Annotated in this window: 14 protein-coding genes; 6 read left to right on the top strand and 8 right to left on the bottom strand. The window is 65.5% G+C overall.

Annotated features, from left to right (window positions below; genetic code table 11):
- The 4 genes from ACXJKC_RS21310 to ACXJKC_RS21295 all read right to left on the bottom strand — a co-directional run.
- Positions 1–763 (bottom strand): acyl-CoA dehydrogenase family protein (locus tag ACXJKC_RS21310; protein ID WP_456698766.1); only part of this gene is annotated, 763 nt, incomplete at its 3' end.
- A gap of 86 nt (positions 764–849) precedes the next feature.
- Positions 850–1,722, bottom strand: coding sequence for a DMT family transporter (locus ACXJKC_RS21305; protein ID WP_456698765.1), 873 nt, complete (start codon positions 1,720–1,722; stop codon positions 850–852).
- 105 nt (positions 1,723–1,827) lie between these two features.
- Positions 1,828–2,757: a TIGR01777 family oxidoreductase gene (locus ACXJKC_RS21300; RefSeq protein WP_456698764.1), complete on the bottom strand. Its 930-nt coding sequence runs from the start codon at positions 2,755–2,757 to the stop codon at positions 1,828–1,830.
- 77 nt (positions 2,758–2,834) lie between these two features.
- Positions 2,835–4,208 carry a WS/DGAT/MGAT family O-acyltransferase gene (locus tag ACXJKC_RS21295; protein ID WP_456698763.1) on the bottom strand — a complete coding sequence of 458 codons (1,374 nt, stop codon included), beginning with the start codon at positions 4,206–4,208 and terminating at the stop codon, positions 2,835–2,837.
- 133 nt (positions 4,209–4,341) lie between these two features.
- Between ACXJKC_RS21295 and ACXJKC_RS21290 the strand changes: the two genes are divergently transcribed.
- Genes ACXJKC_RS21290 through ACXJKC_RS21280 form a run of 3 tightly spaced genes read left to right on the top strand, consistent with a single transcriptional unit; the run spans position 4,342 to position 8,248 of the window.
- Positions 4,342–5,385 carry an alpha/beta hydrolase gene (locus ACXJKC_RS21290; protein WP_456698762.1) on the top strand — a complete coding sequence of 348 codons (1,044 nt, stop codon included), beginning with the start codon at positions 4,342–4,344 and terminating at the stop codon, positions 5,383–5,385.
- A 4-nt stretch (positions 5,386–5,389) separates the two neighbouring features.
- On the top strand, positions 5,390–5,827 hold the full coding sequence (locus tag ACXJKC_RS21285) for a hypothetical protein (protein WP_456698761.1): 438 nt from the start codon (positions 5,390–5,392) through the stop codon (positions 5,825–5,827).
- Between the two features lie 57 nt (positions 5,828–5,884).
- Complete coding sequence (locus ACXJKC_RS21280) at positions 5,885–8,248, top strand: FdhF/YdeP family oxidoreductase (RefSeq protein WP_456698760.1); 2,364 nt, start codon at positions 5,885–5,887, stop codon at positions 8,246–8,248.
- Positions 8,249–8,252: 4 nt separating this feature from the next.
- On the opposite strand, the gene ACXJKC_RS21275 is transcribed toward ACXJKC_RS21280, so the two are convergent.
- Positions 8,253–9,773 carry an OFA family MFS transporter gene (locus ACXJKC_RS21275; RefSeq protein ID WP_456698759.1) on the bottom strand — a complete coding sequence of 507 codons (1,521 nt, stop codon included), beginning with the start codon at positions 9,771–9,773 and terminating at the stop codon, positions 8,253–8,255.
- Between the two features lie 107 nt (positions 9,774–9,880).
- On the opposite strand from ACXJKC_RS21275, the gene ACXJKC_RS21270 reads away from it, so the two are divergent.
- The 3 genes from ACXJKC_RS21270 to ACXJKC_RS21260 all read left to right on the top strand — a co-directional run bounded on the left by ACXJKC_RS21270 (position 9,881) and on the right by ACXJKC_RS21260 (position 12,877).
- Positions 9,881–11,143, top strand: a complete 1,263-nt coding sequence (locus tag ACXJKC_RS21270) for a magnesium transporter MgtE N-terminal domain-containing protein (protein ID WP_456698758.1) — start codon at positions 9,881–9,883, stop codon at positions 11,141–11,143.
- Positions 11,136–11,642, top strand: coding sequence for a DUF1003 domain-containing protein (locus ACXJKC_RS21265; protein ID WP_456698757.1), 507 nt, complete (start codon positions 11,136–11,138; stop codon positions 11,640–11,642). Before ACXJKC_RS21270 ends, ACXJKC_RS21265 begins: the two co-directional genes overlap by 8 nt.
- 65 nt (positions 11,643–11,707) lie before the next feature.
- Entirely contained in the window at positions 11,708–12,877 is a 1,170-nt protein-coding gene (locus tag ACXJKC_RS21260; protein WP_456698756.1) for a DUF222 domain-containing protein, read from the top strand.
- Between the two features lie 16 nt (positions 12,878–12,893).
- Here ACXJKC_RS21260 and ACXJKC_RS21255 read toward each other — a convergent pair whose 3' ends face one another.
- The 3 genes from ACXJKC_RS21255 to ACXJKC_RS21245 are packed head-to-tail and all read right to left on the bottom strand — an operon-like array spanning position 12,894 to position 15,636.
- Positions 12,894–13,334 (bottom strand): hypothetical protein, encoded by a 441-nt coding sequence (locus ACXJKC_RS21255; protein WP_456698755.1) that lies wholly within the window; start codon positions 13,332–13,334, stop codon positions 12,894–12,896.
- Positions 13,334–13,939 (bottom strand): class I SAM-dependent methyltransferase, encoded by a 606-nt coding sequence (locus ACXJKC_RS21250; RefSeq protein WP_456698754.1) that lies wholly within the window; start codon positions 13,937–13,939, stop codon positions 13,334–13,336. Before ACXJKC_RS21250 ends, ACXJKC_RS21255 begins: the two co-directional genes overlap by 1 nt.
- Entirely contained in the window at positions 13,939–15,636 is a 1,698-nt protein-coding gene (locus ACXJKC_RS21245; RefSeq protein WP_456698753.1) for an ABC-F family ATP-binding cassette domain-containing protein, read from the bottom strand. Before ACXJKC_RS21245 ends, ACXJKC_RS21250 begins: the two co-directional genes overlap by 1 nt.
- Between the last annotated feature and the right edge of the window lies 1 nt (position 15,637).

Here is a 15,637-nt window from a genome sequence, read left to right as displayed (position 1 = left end):
CCTCAACACCGTCCATCATCTGGTAGAAACCCTTGCCGGGCACACCCCCGAGAATCTGATCGGCCGAGATCTTATGCTTGTCCAAGATCATCTCGGTGGTGTCGATGCCCTTGTAACCCATTTTGTCGATCTTGCCCGGGATCGTGACACCCTGGGCCGTCTCACCGAAACCAGGCTCCTTCTCGACCAGGAACGTCGTCATGTTCTTGTAGACGCTGTCTTCGCCCTCGTCGGTCTTGACCAACACCGCGACCAGCGTCGACGATCCGCCGTTGGTCAGCCACATCTTCTGACCCGTGATCTCATAACCACCATCATCTGTCTTGGTGGCCTTGGTGCTGATCGCCGCGACATCCGAACCCAACGACGGCTCACTCATCGAGAACGCCCCACGGACCTCACCGGTCGCCATCTTGGGCAAATACTTGGCCTTCTGCTCATCCGTGCCGTGCTGCATCAGCATGTACGCCACAATGAAATGAGTGTTGATGACACCGCTGACCGACATCCAGCCACGGGCGATCTCTTCAACCACCAGCGCGTACGTCAACAACGACTCGCCCAGACCGCCGAACTCCTCAGGGATCATCAGACCGAAGATGCCCAGCTCCTTGAGACCCTCCACGATATCGGTGGGGTACTCGTCCTTGTGCTCCAGATCGGTCGCGACAGGAATGATCTCCTTCTCCACGAACTGACGAACGAGCTTGAGGATCTCGACCTGCTCTTCGGTGAGACCTTCAGTGCTGACAAGACGACCCATCGCGGGGCTCCTCAAGATTGCTGCGGTGATGACCTACCGACTGTATCGGTTAGTGATCCTTAACTCGACGTGACGCGTACCACGCGTCAGTCGGCGACGTGCGCCTCCGGCGTCGGTCGCCCGGTCACCACGACCACGAGACCCGTCAGGATCAGGGCGAGCCCGACGTAGACACCCCAAGGCGGTGTCTGGTCGAGGAATATCCCGGCGAGCAGCGCTGCACCGGGCACTTCCAGCAGCAGTAGCAGGGAGATGAGACCCGGACTCATGACGGCCAGCAAGTGATTCATGACCGAGTGGCCGAGTAGTTGGGCGCAGATCGTCACGCCGATGATCGCGAGCCAGGTGTTGGTCGAGAAGCTCACCATCTCGACCTGACCGATGAGGCAGGCCAACGCCAGGGTCGCCGCGCAGATGCCGTAACAGGTGGCCGTGTAGGCCGAGGTCGACAGTTGTTCGCGGACTTTGCTGCCTGCGATGAGATAGAGCGCTGCGGTCAATCCGCCGACCAGCGCCAGCAGATCGCCGGTGAGCGCCCGGGCCGACAACGAGAAGTCCACACCGGTGATGACGAGGACACCCGCGACGGCCACCGCGATCCCGGCGACAACCGCCACCGGCGACCTCTCGCCCCGGAAGCGGTCGACGATCACGACGAACACGACCTGCATGCTGACCATCGCGGTGGCCGCCGCGACCGACGTCATCTTCAGCGCCGTGCACCAGGTCGCGAAATGCGCCGCGAGCATCAGGCCCGCGAAGATCAGGGTGCGCCAGCCATCTCGCCCGAGCGTGCGAAGATCGCCGCTGCCTTGCACCGCCGCGAACGGGAGCACCGCCATCGTCCCGAGAGCATTGCGCCAGAATGCGATCGCGAGCGCCGGTGCGACGGCTCCGGCCATCAGCGGGCCCGATGCGGAGACGCCGATGATGGCGACCGCGATCAGGAAGTAGTTCACCAGGCCAGTCTGCCGTGCCCCCGCCCCTCACCCCTGGGCGGTGCGCTGGCGTCCACTTCCGCTCTGATCTTGGACGCTGGCGCACCGCCCCGGGGGGGGTCTTGGTCAGCCGAGCGCGACGGGCAGCAGGCCCCGTCTCGTGTTCTCCGCGATCTGTTCGAGCGCATCCGCCAACGCCGGGTAGGCGAACTCGAAACCCGACTCGGTCAGCACCCGAGACTCGACCCACCGGCTCTTGAGCACCAGTTCGGCCTCCGTGCGGATGATCCTCGCCCCCGCCTCCAGCAACCACCGCGGCTCGGGGATCCCGCGACGTCGACCCATGGATCGACGAACCTGGCTCATCAGCTCACGATTGGTGACGACGTCAGGAGCGGCGACGTTGACGGGGCCGGCGATCTCGTCGTGTTCGTGGAGGTGCACGATCGCCCGTGCGACATCCTCTACGTGCACCCAGCTGAACTGTTGCCGTCCATCGCCCATCCGACCGCCGAAGCCGATCCGTGCCAGGTTGATGAACGGGTTGACCGCTCCCCCGCCTGCGCCGAGCACGATCGTCATCCGCAGCGCGATCTTGCGCACATCGGTCGGGGCATCCCACAACTCCCGCTCCCAGGCACGCGCGACCTCGACCGAGAAGCCGGATCCGATCTCACCCGTCGCCTCGCCCATCGGACGGTCTCGGGCGTCGCGATAGATCGTGCCGGTGCTGGCGTTGACCCATAGACGGGGCGGCGTCTCGACGCGGCTCAGAGCCGACCCCAACGCGGCAGTCGTCTCGACGCGGGACCGGAAGATCTCGTCGGCATTGCGCTTGGAGTACCGGCAACTGACCGACCGCCCGGCGAGGTTGACCAGCAGGTCGGCCCCATCGAGCAACCGCTCGACAGAAGCCGGATCGTCCCACACCCCATCTGCGGATGATCCGCGCCCGATGGTCAGGACCCGCACCCCGGACGATTCCAGGTGCGCCCGCAAGTACCCGCCGATATAGCCCGACGCCCCCGCGATGACGGCAGTCTTGAGATCTCTCACAGTTCCTCCTGAATTGAACGTGTTCAAATCAGACGGTAGACCAATTTCTGAACATGTTCAACTCGACGGTGAGGCGATCAGCCCCAGGACTTCTCGAGTTCCGCGAGAGACGACTCCAGATGAGTCAACAGGCGCTGCAGATGAGGCACCGAGCGGCGGCATCCGGTCAGACCGAAATCGAGGTATTTGTCTCGACTCGTCAGCGTGATGTTGAGCGCCTGCCCGTCGAGAACGATCGAGACCGGGTACATACCGTCGAGCTTCGCGCCGTTGAAGTACATCGGATTGCGAGGACCCGGCACATTCGACACGATCACGTTGAACGGCGGATGCGTGTACTTGACGAATCCCGGGATCGGCGTCAGCGCGAGCGGCAGCATCTGCAGTGCCGAGAAGGCCAGGATCTGGGTCGGCGACAGATCTCCCATGATCTTCTTGGCCTGCCGCGAGGAGTAGGCGATCTCTTCGAGCCGGGTCGCACCCTGCTCCCGGTCGGTTGCCAGGTTGACGACGATCGCGCCCACCGCATTTCCACCGTCGTCCATTCCCGCAGACTCGGCCCGCAACGCCAGCGACACCGGGACCATCGCCGTCATCGGATCATCCGGCAGCGCATGCTGTTCCAGCAGATACTCCCGCAACGCTCCGGAGACCATCGCGAGCACAACATCGTTCAGCGTCGTCGCCGAAGACTTCGCAACCCGTTGGATGCGCTCGATCTCCCACGACTGAGCCGCGAAACGGCGCGCCCCGCCCACCGGCCCGTTGAGGATCGTCTTCGGCGCACGCGGCAAAGTGATGTCGCCGTCGCGGACGATCTGGTTGCCGATGCGCAAGGACGCCGGCACGAGGCCGGCGATATCGCCCAGAGCACCGGCGCCCGTCCGCAGCAGCCCCATGGGATCGATCCCCCGCTTGGATCCGCCCGCGCCGCGTGGCGTCAACGCCCACGGGGGGAGACAGTCCCGCGCCTCGGGATCCTCGCTCAAGGACCGCTGCATGAGCCGCAGCGCCGAGACACCGTCGACCATCGAGTGATGGATCTTGCTGTAGACCGCGACGCGTCCGTCGGCCAGCCCTTCGACCACGTGCGCTTCCCACAACGGGCGATGACGGTCGAGCAATGAGCCGTGCCAGCGCGATGTCAGCTGGAGCAATTCACGAATCCGCCCGGGCTGCGGGACGGCCGAATGCCTCACATGATGGTCGAAGTCGATCGTCTCGTCGACCGTCCACCACGTGTTGCCGACCGAGCCGACAGGATCGGCGGGCCGCTTGCGGAACAACGGCGAGATATTGCCTGCGTGGCGAAACGCCTCGACCATCTCGCGCACATGCTCGGGCCCGGCATCTTCTGGCGGAACGAACAGCTGCAATCCCCCGACGTGCATCGGGTGCTCCCGCGACTCGACCAGCAGGAACATCGAGTCAGTGGGCGGCATGAACGGCATATGGCAGGTCCTCCGACGAAATGGGGATGGCTCGCAGTAGGCTAACGATCTGTTGTGACGCAAGTCACTGTATGTGACGTTCTCGTGAACTGTGGGCGTCGCACAAGGATCGTTCCCAGGGAGGACGAATCACATGGTGCATCTCGCAATCGCCGCCGAGCCTCACTACTTCCGCGGAGCCAGTGTGCAATCCAAGCTCCTCGGATTCGGCCTGCGCCGCACCGTGCGGCCAGTCCTCAACGCCTGGGCCTATCTGCCGTTCGAGCTGTTCCCTCCCAACGTCGTCGAGCACGCCGCGAAACTGCTGCCCGTCCATCCGGGCACCATGTGGCGCTCGGTCGACCACGCGACGTCACGCAGTGAATGGCTGCAGGCCAAGGGCGTGAGCGATATCCACGGTGGCAACGACAATGCGATCTTGTACTTCCATGGCGGCGCCTTCTTGACGTGCGGGATCAACACGCACCGCCGACTCGTCTCGCGCATCTCCTACGCCGCGCAGCAACCCGTGCTGAGCGTCGGCTACCGGCAAATGCCGCTCGCGACGATCGCCGAATCGATCTCCGACGGAGTCGACGCTTTCGCGTGGCTGCTCGAGCAGGGCTACCGGGCCGAGAACATCACGATCGCCGGCGACTCGGCCGGCGGCTACCTCGCGTTCAGCGTCGCCCGGGCCGTGATCGACAAGGGTCATGACCGGCCCGCCGGCGTCGTGGCGATCTCGCCACTGCTCGACTTCAGTCCTTCCGGCAAGCAGGTACATCGCAATGCCAATCGCTGCCAGACGTTCCCGGCTCGCGCCGTCGAAAGGCTGACCCATGTGGTCGAACGCATGGAAGAGCGCCGCGGCGTCGCAGGTCAGCGCATCGATCCGGTCAACATGTCCCTGGCCGATATGCCGCCGACTTTGATCCACGTCGGGTCGCGAGAGGTGCTGATGGCCGATGCCGAGCTGATGGCCAATCGGCTCGTGGCGGCCGGCGTGCCGTGTGATCTCCAGGTCTGGGAGAAGCAGGTCCACGTGTTCCAGGCAGCCGCATCCTGGGTCCCCGAGGCACGGCTCGCGATCGACGAGATCGGCGCATTCGTCCGCGATCTGGCCGAACGCGAGCTGCCCGTTCCGCAAGCGACGCAGGTCAGCATGCCTGAGACAGAACGCGTCGCGGCCGTACGCTGATCAGGTGACCGTCTCGAATCTCATCGCCGACCTGGCCAAGAAGTCAGGACTCGTCTGGGTCTCGTACGGCGGTGGCACCCACGCGATCTGGCACGAGTGGGTCGGCGATGCGGTGTGCCTCGTCACCGGCGGAACCGAACAGCAACTGCCCGGAATCGCCGATCAGCAGACCGTGACACTGCTCCTGCGCAGCAAGTCAACGCGCGCACTGGTAGCCGAGGCGCCCGCGCACGTCGAGGTCGTGGCGCCGGATTCTCCTCATTGGGAGGCCGTCACCACAGCTCTCAAAACCGGCCGCCTCAACCTGCACGACAGCGCCAACGCGATCGAGCGCTGGGCCCACGAGTCAGTCGTCATCCGCCTCGTGCCGACCGGCGTCGCCACGGTCTCCGGCGAGCTGCCCACCGGCATCGGACACACCGCTCCACGCCTCACTCACTAGCCGTCGGAGAAGGTGCGGGCGTCACGTGTCGGCGTGACAATGGGACCGGAGGCGAACATGACGAAACACAGCATCGATGAGAACGATCTCGAGGTCCACGACCAAAAAGACGCCGCCGCCGGGGTGACCGGAGTGGCCGTCGCGATGAAGCGCTCGCTGTCGCGCATGGGCGTGAAGACCACCGCCAAGACGCTGCTCAAGCTCAACCAGGCCGACGGCTTCGACTGCATGAGTTGCGCGTGGCCCGATCCGGATCCGGAGAACCGTCACACGGCCGAGTTCTGCGAGAACGGTGCGAAGGCCGTCGCCGACGAGGCCACGAGCGACCGGGTGACGCCGCAGTTCTTCGCCAACCACAGTCTCGACGAGCTGCGAGCCCGCGACGACTACTGGCTCAACGAGCAGGGCCGCATCACTCACCCGGTCGTCAAGCGTCCCGGCGGGACGCACTACGAGCCCATCGAGTGGGACGCCGCCTATGCGCTGATCGCCGAACACCTCTCCTCGATCGATCCCGACCAGGCCACGTTCTACACCAGCGGACGAGCGTCCAACGAGGCTGCGTTCCTGTACCAGCTGTTCGTCCGCGCCTACGGCACCAACAACCTGCCGGACTGCTCCAACATGTGTCACGAGTCGAGCGGCACGGCTCTGACGGAGTCGATCGGCATCGGCAAGGGCAGCGTGAGTCTGCGCGACATCTACGACGCCGAGTGCATCGTGATCGCCGGGCAGAACCCTGGTACCAACCATCCCCGAATGCTGTCGGCACTCGAGATCGCCAAGCGTCGCGGCGCCAAGATCATCGCGATCAATCCGCTGCGCGAGGCCGGGCTCACCAACTTCCGCAATCCGCAGGTGCCCCGCGGGGTCGTCGGCAAGGGCACCGACATCGCCGATCTCCACCTGCCGGTGCGCCTCAACGGCGATCTCGCGCTGTTCCAGGGCATCGGCCGCCTGCTGGTCGAGTGGGATGCCCTCGACCACGAGTTCATCCGCAAGCACTCACAGGGATTCGACGAGTGGAGCGCGCACGTCCTGGCCGCCGACTGGCAGCAGATCGAGGAAGTCACCGGTCTGAGCCGAGCGCAGATCACCGAGGCCGCGGAGCTGATCCGGGCCTCCGACGCGACGATCTACTGCTGGGCCATGGGTCTGACGCAGCACCGCAACTCGGTCGCCACGATCCGCGAGGTCTGCAACCTGGCACTGGCACGTGGCGACATCGGCAAGCGCGGCGCCGGACTCTGCCCGGTACGCGGGCACTCCAACGTGCAGGGCGATCGCACGATGGGCATTTGGGAGAGGGCGCCCCAGCACTTCCTGGACGCTCTTCAGGACGAGTTCGGCTTCGACCCGCCTCGCGAGCACGGCCTCGACACCGTCGACACGATCCGCGGCATGCGCGACGGCAAGGTCACCTTCTTCATGGGGCTCGGCGGCAACTTCGTCAAGGCCGCTCCCGACACCGAGGTCACCGCTGCGGCCCTGCGCCGAGCCGGCATGACCGTTCAGGTCTCGACCAAGCTCAACCGGTCACACCTCGACTGCGGCGAGACTGCTCTCATCCTGCCCACGATGGGACGCACCGAGCGCAATCTGTCGTCGACCGGCGAGGAGCAGTTCATCTCGGTCGAGGACTCGATGTCCGCGGTGCACGCATCGCGCGGGGTCGTCGATCCGGTCAGCAACCACGTGCGCTCCGAGATCGCGATCATCGCCGGCATCGCCCAGGCGACGATCGGCGACCGGCACGGCATCGACTGGGCGGCGATGGCCGACGACTACGACCTCATCCGCCGGCACATCTCGCACGTCGTGCCCGGCTGCGAGGAGTACACCCACAACGTCGACCGTCCTGGGGGCTTCGTGCTGCCGCATCCGCCGCGCGACTCCCGCACGTTCGAAACCGCGTCGGGCAAGGCCGAGTTCGTGCCGTCGCCGTTGGAGGTGCTGCAGGTCGCCGAAGGCCATCTAGTGCTGCAGACCCTGCGCAGCCACGATCAGTTCAACACCGTGATCTACGGCCTGAGCGACCGCTACCGCGGTATCGAGAACGGCCGCCGGGTGATCTTCCTGCACCCCGACGACATCCGCGACCAGGGGTTCGCAGACCGCGACCTGGTCGACATCGTGGCGCACTGGGCCGACGACGATGTCGTCCGCGTGGCCGAACGCTTCCGCATCGTGGAGTACGACACACCCCGAGGATCCGCGGCCGCCTACTACCCGGAGACCAACCCCCTGGTGCCGTTGGACTCGACCGCGTCGGGCAGCAACCAGCCGACATCCAAGTCCGTGATCGTCCGGCTCGTGCCGGCCGGCACCGGCCGCCGGCAGACTGTGCCGTCCGACGGTCAGGACGGTGTGGGCGCCGACGACGGACACAAGTCCAACCGCCAGCCCAAGCACCTGAGCTGAAGCCTCAGAACAAGTCTGCGGCCTTGGCGACCGTCTCGTAGATGCCGTAGACCAACGGCACCGCCACGACGATCCAGGCGATGACGATCAGCGGTCCGGCCGACGACACCGGGACGTCGTGCTCGGCTGCGACGGCGGCTGCCTCGGGGTCTTCACGACGATCCTGCGTGGCCGGTTCGTGGAACCGGGAGGCCACCGGCCTGATCAACAGATTGGCGCAGAACCCGACGGCCAGGATCGCGACCATCGTCAGCAACGCCGGGCGGTAGTCACCTGCGTTGAGCTGACCCGGCTCTCCTTGCGTGTCGAGGATGCCGTTCACGATCAATGGGCCCGCCACTCCGGCAGCCGCCCACGCCGTCAGTAACCGGCCGTGGATCGCGCCCACCTGGAAGGTCCCGAACAGATCGCGCAGATAGGCCGGAGCCGTCGCGAATCCGCCGCCGTAGAAGCTGAGGATCACGCCGGCGAGCAGGGCGAACAGCGTCGTGCTGCTCGAGCCCTGGGTGGCCAGCAATGCGTAGAGGACGAGCCCGACGCCCAGGTAGACCACGTAGATGTTCTTGCGGCCCACGACGTCCGAGGTCGACGACCAGATGAACCGGCCGGCCAGATTGAACAGCGACAGCAAACCGACGAAGCCGCCCGCCGCTGCGGCGGTGACCGACGACGTCGATCCGTCACGGAAGAAGTCCTGGATCATCGGTGCGGCCTGCTCCAGGATGCCGATGCCTGCAGTGACATTACAGAACAAGACGACCCACAGCAGCCAGAACTGCGGTGTCTTGATCGCGTTATTGGCCGAGACGTTGTCGGTCGTCACCAAAGCCTTGGCCTTGACCGTCGACGGGTCGAACCCCTGCGGCTTCCAGCCCTCCGCCGGTACCCGGATGAGCCAGGCCCCGAACATCATCAGCACCAGGTAGATCAGACCGAGCGTCACGAACAGCTTCGCGACCGCCGACCCCGAGGCCACGCCGGTCGCGGTGTCGTACGAGTCGTCGAACAGGCCCAGCAGCTTGGACGACAGCGGGCTCGCGATCATCGCGCCGCCGCCGAAGCCCATGATCGCCATGCCGGTCGCGAGTCCGGGACGATCGGGGAACCATTTGATCAGCGTCGAGACCGGCGAGATGTACCCGATGCCCAGACCGATGCCGCCTATGAAGCCGTAGCCCAGATAGACGAGCCACAGCTGATCGGTCGCGATGCCCAGCGAGCCGATCATGAATCCGCCTGACCAGAACAGCGCGGCGGCGAACATCGCCCGGCGGGGTCCCCCGGTGTCGACCCACGTGCCGAACACCGCCGCGGACAGCCCGAGCATGACGATCGCGATCGAGAAGATCACGCCGATCTTGGTCAGGCTGGAGTCGAAGTGCGCGACGAGCGACGCCTTGTAGACGCTGGTGGCGTACACCTGCCCGATGCACAGGTGCACTGCGAGCGCGGCCGTCGGGATGAGCCAGCGGTTGAAGCCGGGCTTGGCGACGGTGTGCCGACGATCCAGAAGTGTGAGCGACATGGTTCCCCCAGGATGTGTGACGCAGTTCTTAACGTAGGCCTGGATGTCATGGACCGCACGCCAAGCCGCTCCGGCGCCCCCGGCCGACGCGCAGGTAGGGTTTACCCGTGAGCGCAACGGCCGGTCGTATCTTCTTGTCCCGCATCGTCGGGCAGGCAGTCTTCGACCCCGCCGGCGATCAGGTCGGGAAACTGCGCGATGTCGTGGTCGCGGTCCGATCGGCCAAACAGCGACCGCGAGTCCTCGGGATCGTCGTCGAGGTCCTCGGGCGTCGTCGTGTGTTCCTGCCCATCACCCGGGTGACCTCACTGGATTCTGGTCAGATCATCACGACCGGCGTGCTCAATGTGCGCAAGTTCGAACAGCGTCGCACCGAGACCCTCGCGATCCACGAACTCCTCGACCGCACCGTGACCCTCCCCGACGGGAGCCTGGGCACGATCTACGACCTGGCGATGGTGCAAGACCCCCGTCGCGACTGGTACATCAGCGATCTGGCGGTGCAGGAGGCCGGCAAGCGCTTCGGACGTCGCGGGCCCCAGCACGTCTTCGAGTGGGACGAGGTCAGCGGAGTCACGAGCGATGAGACGGGCCAGGGCGCGACCCACCTGCTCGCGATGATGGACGAGATGCGGGCCGCCGATCTCGCGAACGCCCTACGCGATCTGACGCCGAAACGGCGCGTCGAAGTCGTCACAGAACTCGACGACGAGCGCCTTGCCGACGTCCTTGAGGAACTGCCCGAGAAATTCCAGGTCGAGATCCTCGGCGTGCTCGATCCGGGCCGCGCGGTCGACGTCCTGACCGAGATGGATCCCGACGACGCGGCCGATCTCCTCGGTGAGCTGCCCGTCGCGACCGCCGAACAGCTCCTGGCACAGATGGAGCCGGAGGACGCCGACGACGTGCGCCGCCTGCTGTCGTACGAGGAGCGCACTGCCGGCGGCATGATGACGACCGAACCGGTCGTGCTACCCGCCGACGCCACGATCGCCGAGGCGCTCGCGCGCATCCGCAATCCCGATCTCATCCCGGCACTCGCCTCGATGGCCTATGTGTGCCGCTCCCCCTTGGAGACGCCGACCGGAAAGTTCCTCGGCGTCGTGCACTTCCAGGCGCTGCTGCGTGAGCCGCCGTCGACACTCGTAGGCGCGATCGTCGACAACGGAATCGACTGGCCCCGCCCCGGGGCGTCGCTCGAACACGTCGCCAATCTGCTGGCCGCCTACAACATGGTGGCGCTGCCGGTCGTCGACGAGAATTCGCATCTGCTCGGGGCGGTGACCATCGACGACGTTCTCGACCATCTGCTGCCCGAAGGCTGGCGAGAGAGTGATCCCGACAACGCTGAGGTGGTCGAACGTGGCTGAACGCGCACGACTCGACCAGCCCAAGGAAGTCCGGCGCGGCTTCCGGCCCCGCCGCGGCGAGGTCGACCCCGAACGCTTCGGACGTTTCGCCGAGTCGGCGGCCCGATTCCTCGGCACCGCCAAGTTCATCGCCTGGATGACGGTCTTCATCGCGATCTGGATCATCTGGAACGTTCCTCAAGGACCTGATCGTCCGCGCTGGGACGAGTACCCGTTCATCTTCTTGACGCTGATCCTGTCGTTGCAGGCGTCCTATGCCGCACCGTTGATCCTGCTGGCGCAGAACCGGCAGGAAGCCCGCGACCGCGTCACGCAAGAGCAGGAACGCGAGGCGACCGCACAAGCCAGCGCCGATATGGAGTTCTTGGCCCGCGAAGTCGCGAGTCTGCGCCTGGGCATCGGCGAGGTCGCGACTCGTGACTTCATCCGCGGGGAGCTGAAGAACCTCCTCGCAGATCTCGAGGAACGCAACGAGTCTGAGGACTCCGAGAAGGACTGAGCGCCTCCCAGCGGCTGCAATTTCAACGAAAACCGAGTGTCAGTGGTGGCGTCTAGCTTGGATATATGGCCACCTCGACCGCTACCAGCATCCTGACCGACGCTGCGCGTGCGCGGGCGCGGGCCGAGGCCGTCGAAACCCTGGCGATGCTGGGCTACCGCGACGCCGAAATGGCCCGGACCGCACACGTTGAACCGCCGATGCGCCGTCTGGTCGAACGCTCCGCGATCGCGTTGACGATCGGTGAGGCCATGGGGCTGTCCGAGGGGCAGGTCCAGCATCGATTGTCGGTCGCAGACACGCTGCGTGACCAGTCGCCGACCACGTGGGACGCGTTCCTGGACGGTCGGATCGATCTGGGCCGTGCGCGCGAGATCGCCCACACCGTCAAACAGCTCAAACGAGCCGATTCCGTCCACCTACTCGACCAGAACGTCCTGAACTATGCGGCCGGCCACACCACCGCTGAACTGCGAGGATGGCTACGTCGATTCGTGCTGCGAGTCGAGGCCGACCTCGCCATCGAGCGCGCTGAGGACGAACGGACCAGACGACACGTGTCCATCAAGCACGGCGATGACTCCATGTCAGCCCTCTACGCCTACCTGCCATCCCACGAGGCGGCTGCGATCGAGGCGAGGCTACGCAAGGAAGCACGGCACGCGATCGACGATGACGATGATCGAACCGTCGCACAACGGGAGGCAGACCTGCTGGTCGCCTGGTGCACCGATTCGGACGCTGTCACCGCAGCCATCGACGCCAACATCGCCGTCACGATCGACGCCGACGTCCTCGCCGGAGCCGTCGCCGGATTCGCCGCATCAGCCGACGGCAGCTGGGCGGTCCCCGCAGGCTGGATCGCAGAGGTCGTCAAGACCGGGAACACGTTCTGGCACCGGATCGTCACCGAGCCGGTGACCGGCGATGTCCTGTCCCACGAATACGTCGGCCGGTTCTGCCCCGACACTCTCAACATCGCCCTGCGTTTTCTCCACAGTGTCTGCCAAGCGCCCGGATGCATGGTCCCCGCCAACCGGTGCGATATCGACCACCGGGTACCCCATCCCGAAGGCCCGACCAGCGCCGACAACCTCGGCCCGTTCTGTCGAAGACATCACAGCCACAAAGGACACGGCCTTCTGCACTGGTCGACCAGCCCACCTCGACCGCCGACACCACCGGTCGTCATCGAGTTGTTCAGTGAGCCGGTGCTCATGGAGTACGCGGCCTGAGCTCAACAGGCTGAGGTCACCGTGTGATGGAGTCCGGCACCGGCAGCACTCGGCGGATCGAGGCAGCGACGTTGTCGATGTCTCGCCGCCTCGCGGTACCGACAACACGGAGCCGGCAGCCCGACGAATGTTCGGACAGACTGACCTGCAGGCGATCCTCCCGGGTGAAGAGCAGGAACACCAGCCCGAACGGAAACAGCAGCACAGCTGCGAGAATCGTCCACCCCGCTCGCGAGTTGCGGGTCAGCGTGTAACTGCCGGCATGTGCCTCCAGGAGCGGAAGTCCGCGAACGTCGCTGAGCTCACGGAACAACACCTGATCTGCCGTCTCGAACGAGACTCCGTGCACGATTGCCTCGTCCGCGACGTCGTACGACCAACCACGAGGGACCAACACCAGAACCAGAACCACGAGCGGGACCAAAATGATCCCGACCTCGACTGCCCCGAGCCCCATTACCTGGCCACCCGGACTGCCTGCACGATCCCGTCGTGCATCGTGCCCAGGTGTCCCTCCCGCTCGATCGTGGCCAGCTCGATCGACGTCCAGTCCGACGGATCGAGCCAGTCCTCAACCTCTTCCGGCGTCCACCTGACGTCTGGAAAGTCATGATCGCCGTGTCGCGGATCCATCGGATGATGTCCGACCAGCAGCAAGGTGCCACCCGGCGCGACCGAATCGCCCAAAGCCCGGAACAACGCTGTCAACGCCGGCTGGTCGAGATACATGAACTGTGCCGACACCAGGTCATACGCGCCTGGCTCCCCCACCCAACCGTCGAGATCGACCCGGCGCCACGCCACGTCGACGCCGGCCTCGGCGGCATGAGCTGAGGCCTTGTGGAGGGCGACCTGCGACACGTCGATCCCGGTGACCTGCCAACACTGTCGGGCGAGCCAGACCGCATCGGCGCCCTCCCCACAACCGACGTCCAGGGCTGTCCCCGGCGTCAGGGACGACACTCGGTCGACCAGTTGCGGATTGGGCTTGCCGCTCCAGATGCGATCTTCGGAGCCATAGCGCTCATCCCAGAAACCTTCGCTGAAAACGTCCTGGCTCATCAGACTTGCCTGCCCATCGATCTGTCCTTCACTCGGCCTTCGTCCCACACCGGTTCATCTGACTCGTACAGGTTCCCGTCGGCACCGAAGACCAAGAAGCGGTCGAAGCCCCGCGCGAACCAACGATCGTGGGTCACCGCGACCACGGTGCCCTCGAAAGTACCCAAGGCCGCCTCCAGCGCTTCGGCCGACTCCAGGTCGAGGTTGTCGGTCGGCTCATCCAGGAGAAGCAAGGTCGCGTGCGCGAGTTCGAGCAGCAGGATCTGGAACCGTGCCTGCTGACCGCCCGAGAGTTGGTCGAAACGCTGATCGCCCGACTTGGCCAGACCGTAGCGATCCAAGGCCTTGGCCGACCCTTCCTGGCCCATCCCCTGCCGGTGCCCGTCGCCGTGATGCAGGATGTCGAGCAGGGTACGGCCCATGAGCGAGGGGTGCTCGTGCGTCTGTGCGAACCATCCGGGACGCACCCGCGAGCCCAGCCGGGCCATGCCGGTGTGATCGACCGACGGCGGGACGACATCGCCGACCGGTTCGTGTTCGAGATCGGGTCGCGAACCTCCTGCGGCCAGCAGCCGCAGGAAGTGCGACTTGCCCGAGCCATTGCTACCGAGCACCGCGACACGTTCGCCGAACCAGATCTCCAGGTCGAAGGGCTTCATCAACCCCGTCAGCTCGACCTGTTCGGCGGTGACGGCGCGCTTGGCCGTCCGTCCGCCCTCCAGTCGCATACGCAGATTCTGCGCGATCGGGACGGCCTCTGGCGGGCCTTCTCGTTCGAAACGCTCGAGCCTGGTCTCGGCCGCCTGCAGGCGCGAGGCCATATCGGAGTTGAAGGTCGACTTCTGCCGGTACATGATGACGAGCGCCTTGAGCTTGGCCCGCTCCTCGTCCCAGCGCAGGCGCCGCTCTTCCAGTTTGGCGTTCCGATCGATCCGGGCTTGCAGGTAGGTGGAGAACCGGCCCGGATGCACCCACAGAGTGCTGCCCGCGACACCGGGTTCGAGCGTCGCGATGCGCTGCGCGACCCGCTCGATCAGCTCGCGGTCGTGGCTGACGAACAGGACGGTCTTGGGCGACTCGACCAACTGCTCCTCCAACCAGCGCTTCGCCGGGACGTCGAGATAGTTGTCAGGCTCGTCGAGCAGCAGCACCTGCTCGGGGCCGCGAAGCAGCGCTTCCAGGACGAGGCGCTTCTGCTCGCCACCGGACAATGTCGAGACCTGCCGGTACTGCGCCTGCTGGAACGGGATACCCAGCGCCGCCATCGTGCAGACATCCCACATCGCTTCATGTTCGTAGCCGCCGGCATCCCCCCAGTCGACGATCGATTGGGCGTAGGCCATCTGATCGCGTTCTTCGTCGCGCTCGATCATGAGCAGTTCGGTCCGGTCGACCTCTTCGGCGGCCTGACGGACGGCTGTAGGAGCCACAGACACGAGTAAGTCCCGCACGGTCGTCTCATCGCGAACCGACCCGATGAACTGGCGCATGACGCCGAGGCCGCCGGTCACCGTCACTGCGCCCGAGTGCGGATCGAGGTCCCCGGTCGCGATCCGGGTCAGCGTGGTCTTGCCGGTGCCGTTGGGTCCGATCAGCGCGACCTTGACTCCCTCGCCGACACGCAGACTCACATCGTTCAACAGCGGACGTCCGTCGGACAGCGCGTAGTTGATCATGTTGAGTTCGAGGTGTCCCACG

The sequence above is a fragment of the Aeromicrobium sp. P5_D10 genome (genome assembly GCF_054049535.1).
This window is presented reverse-complemented; position numbering and strand designations above follow the sequence as displayed.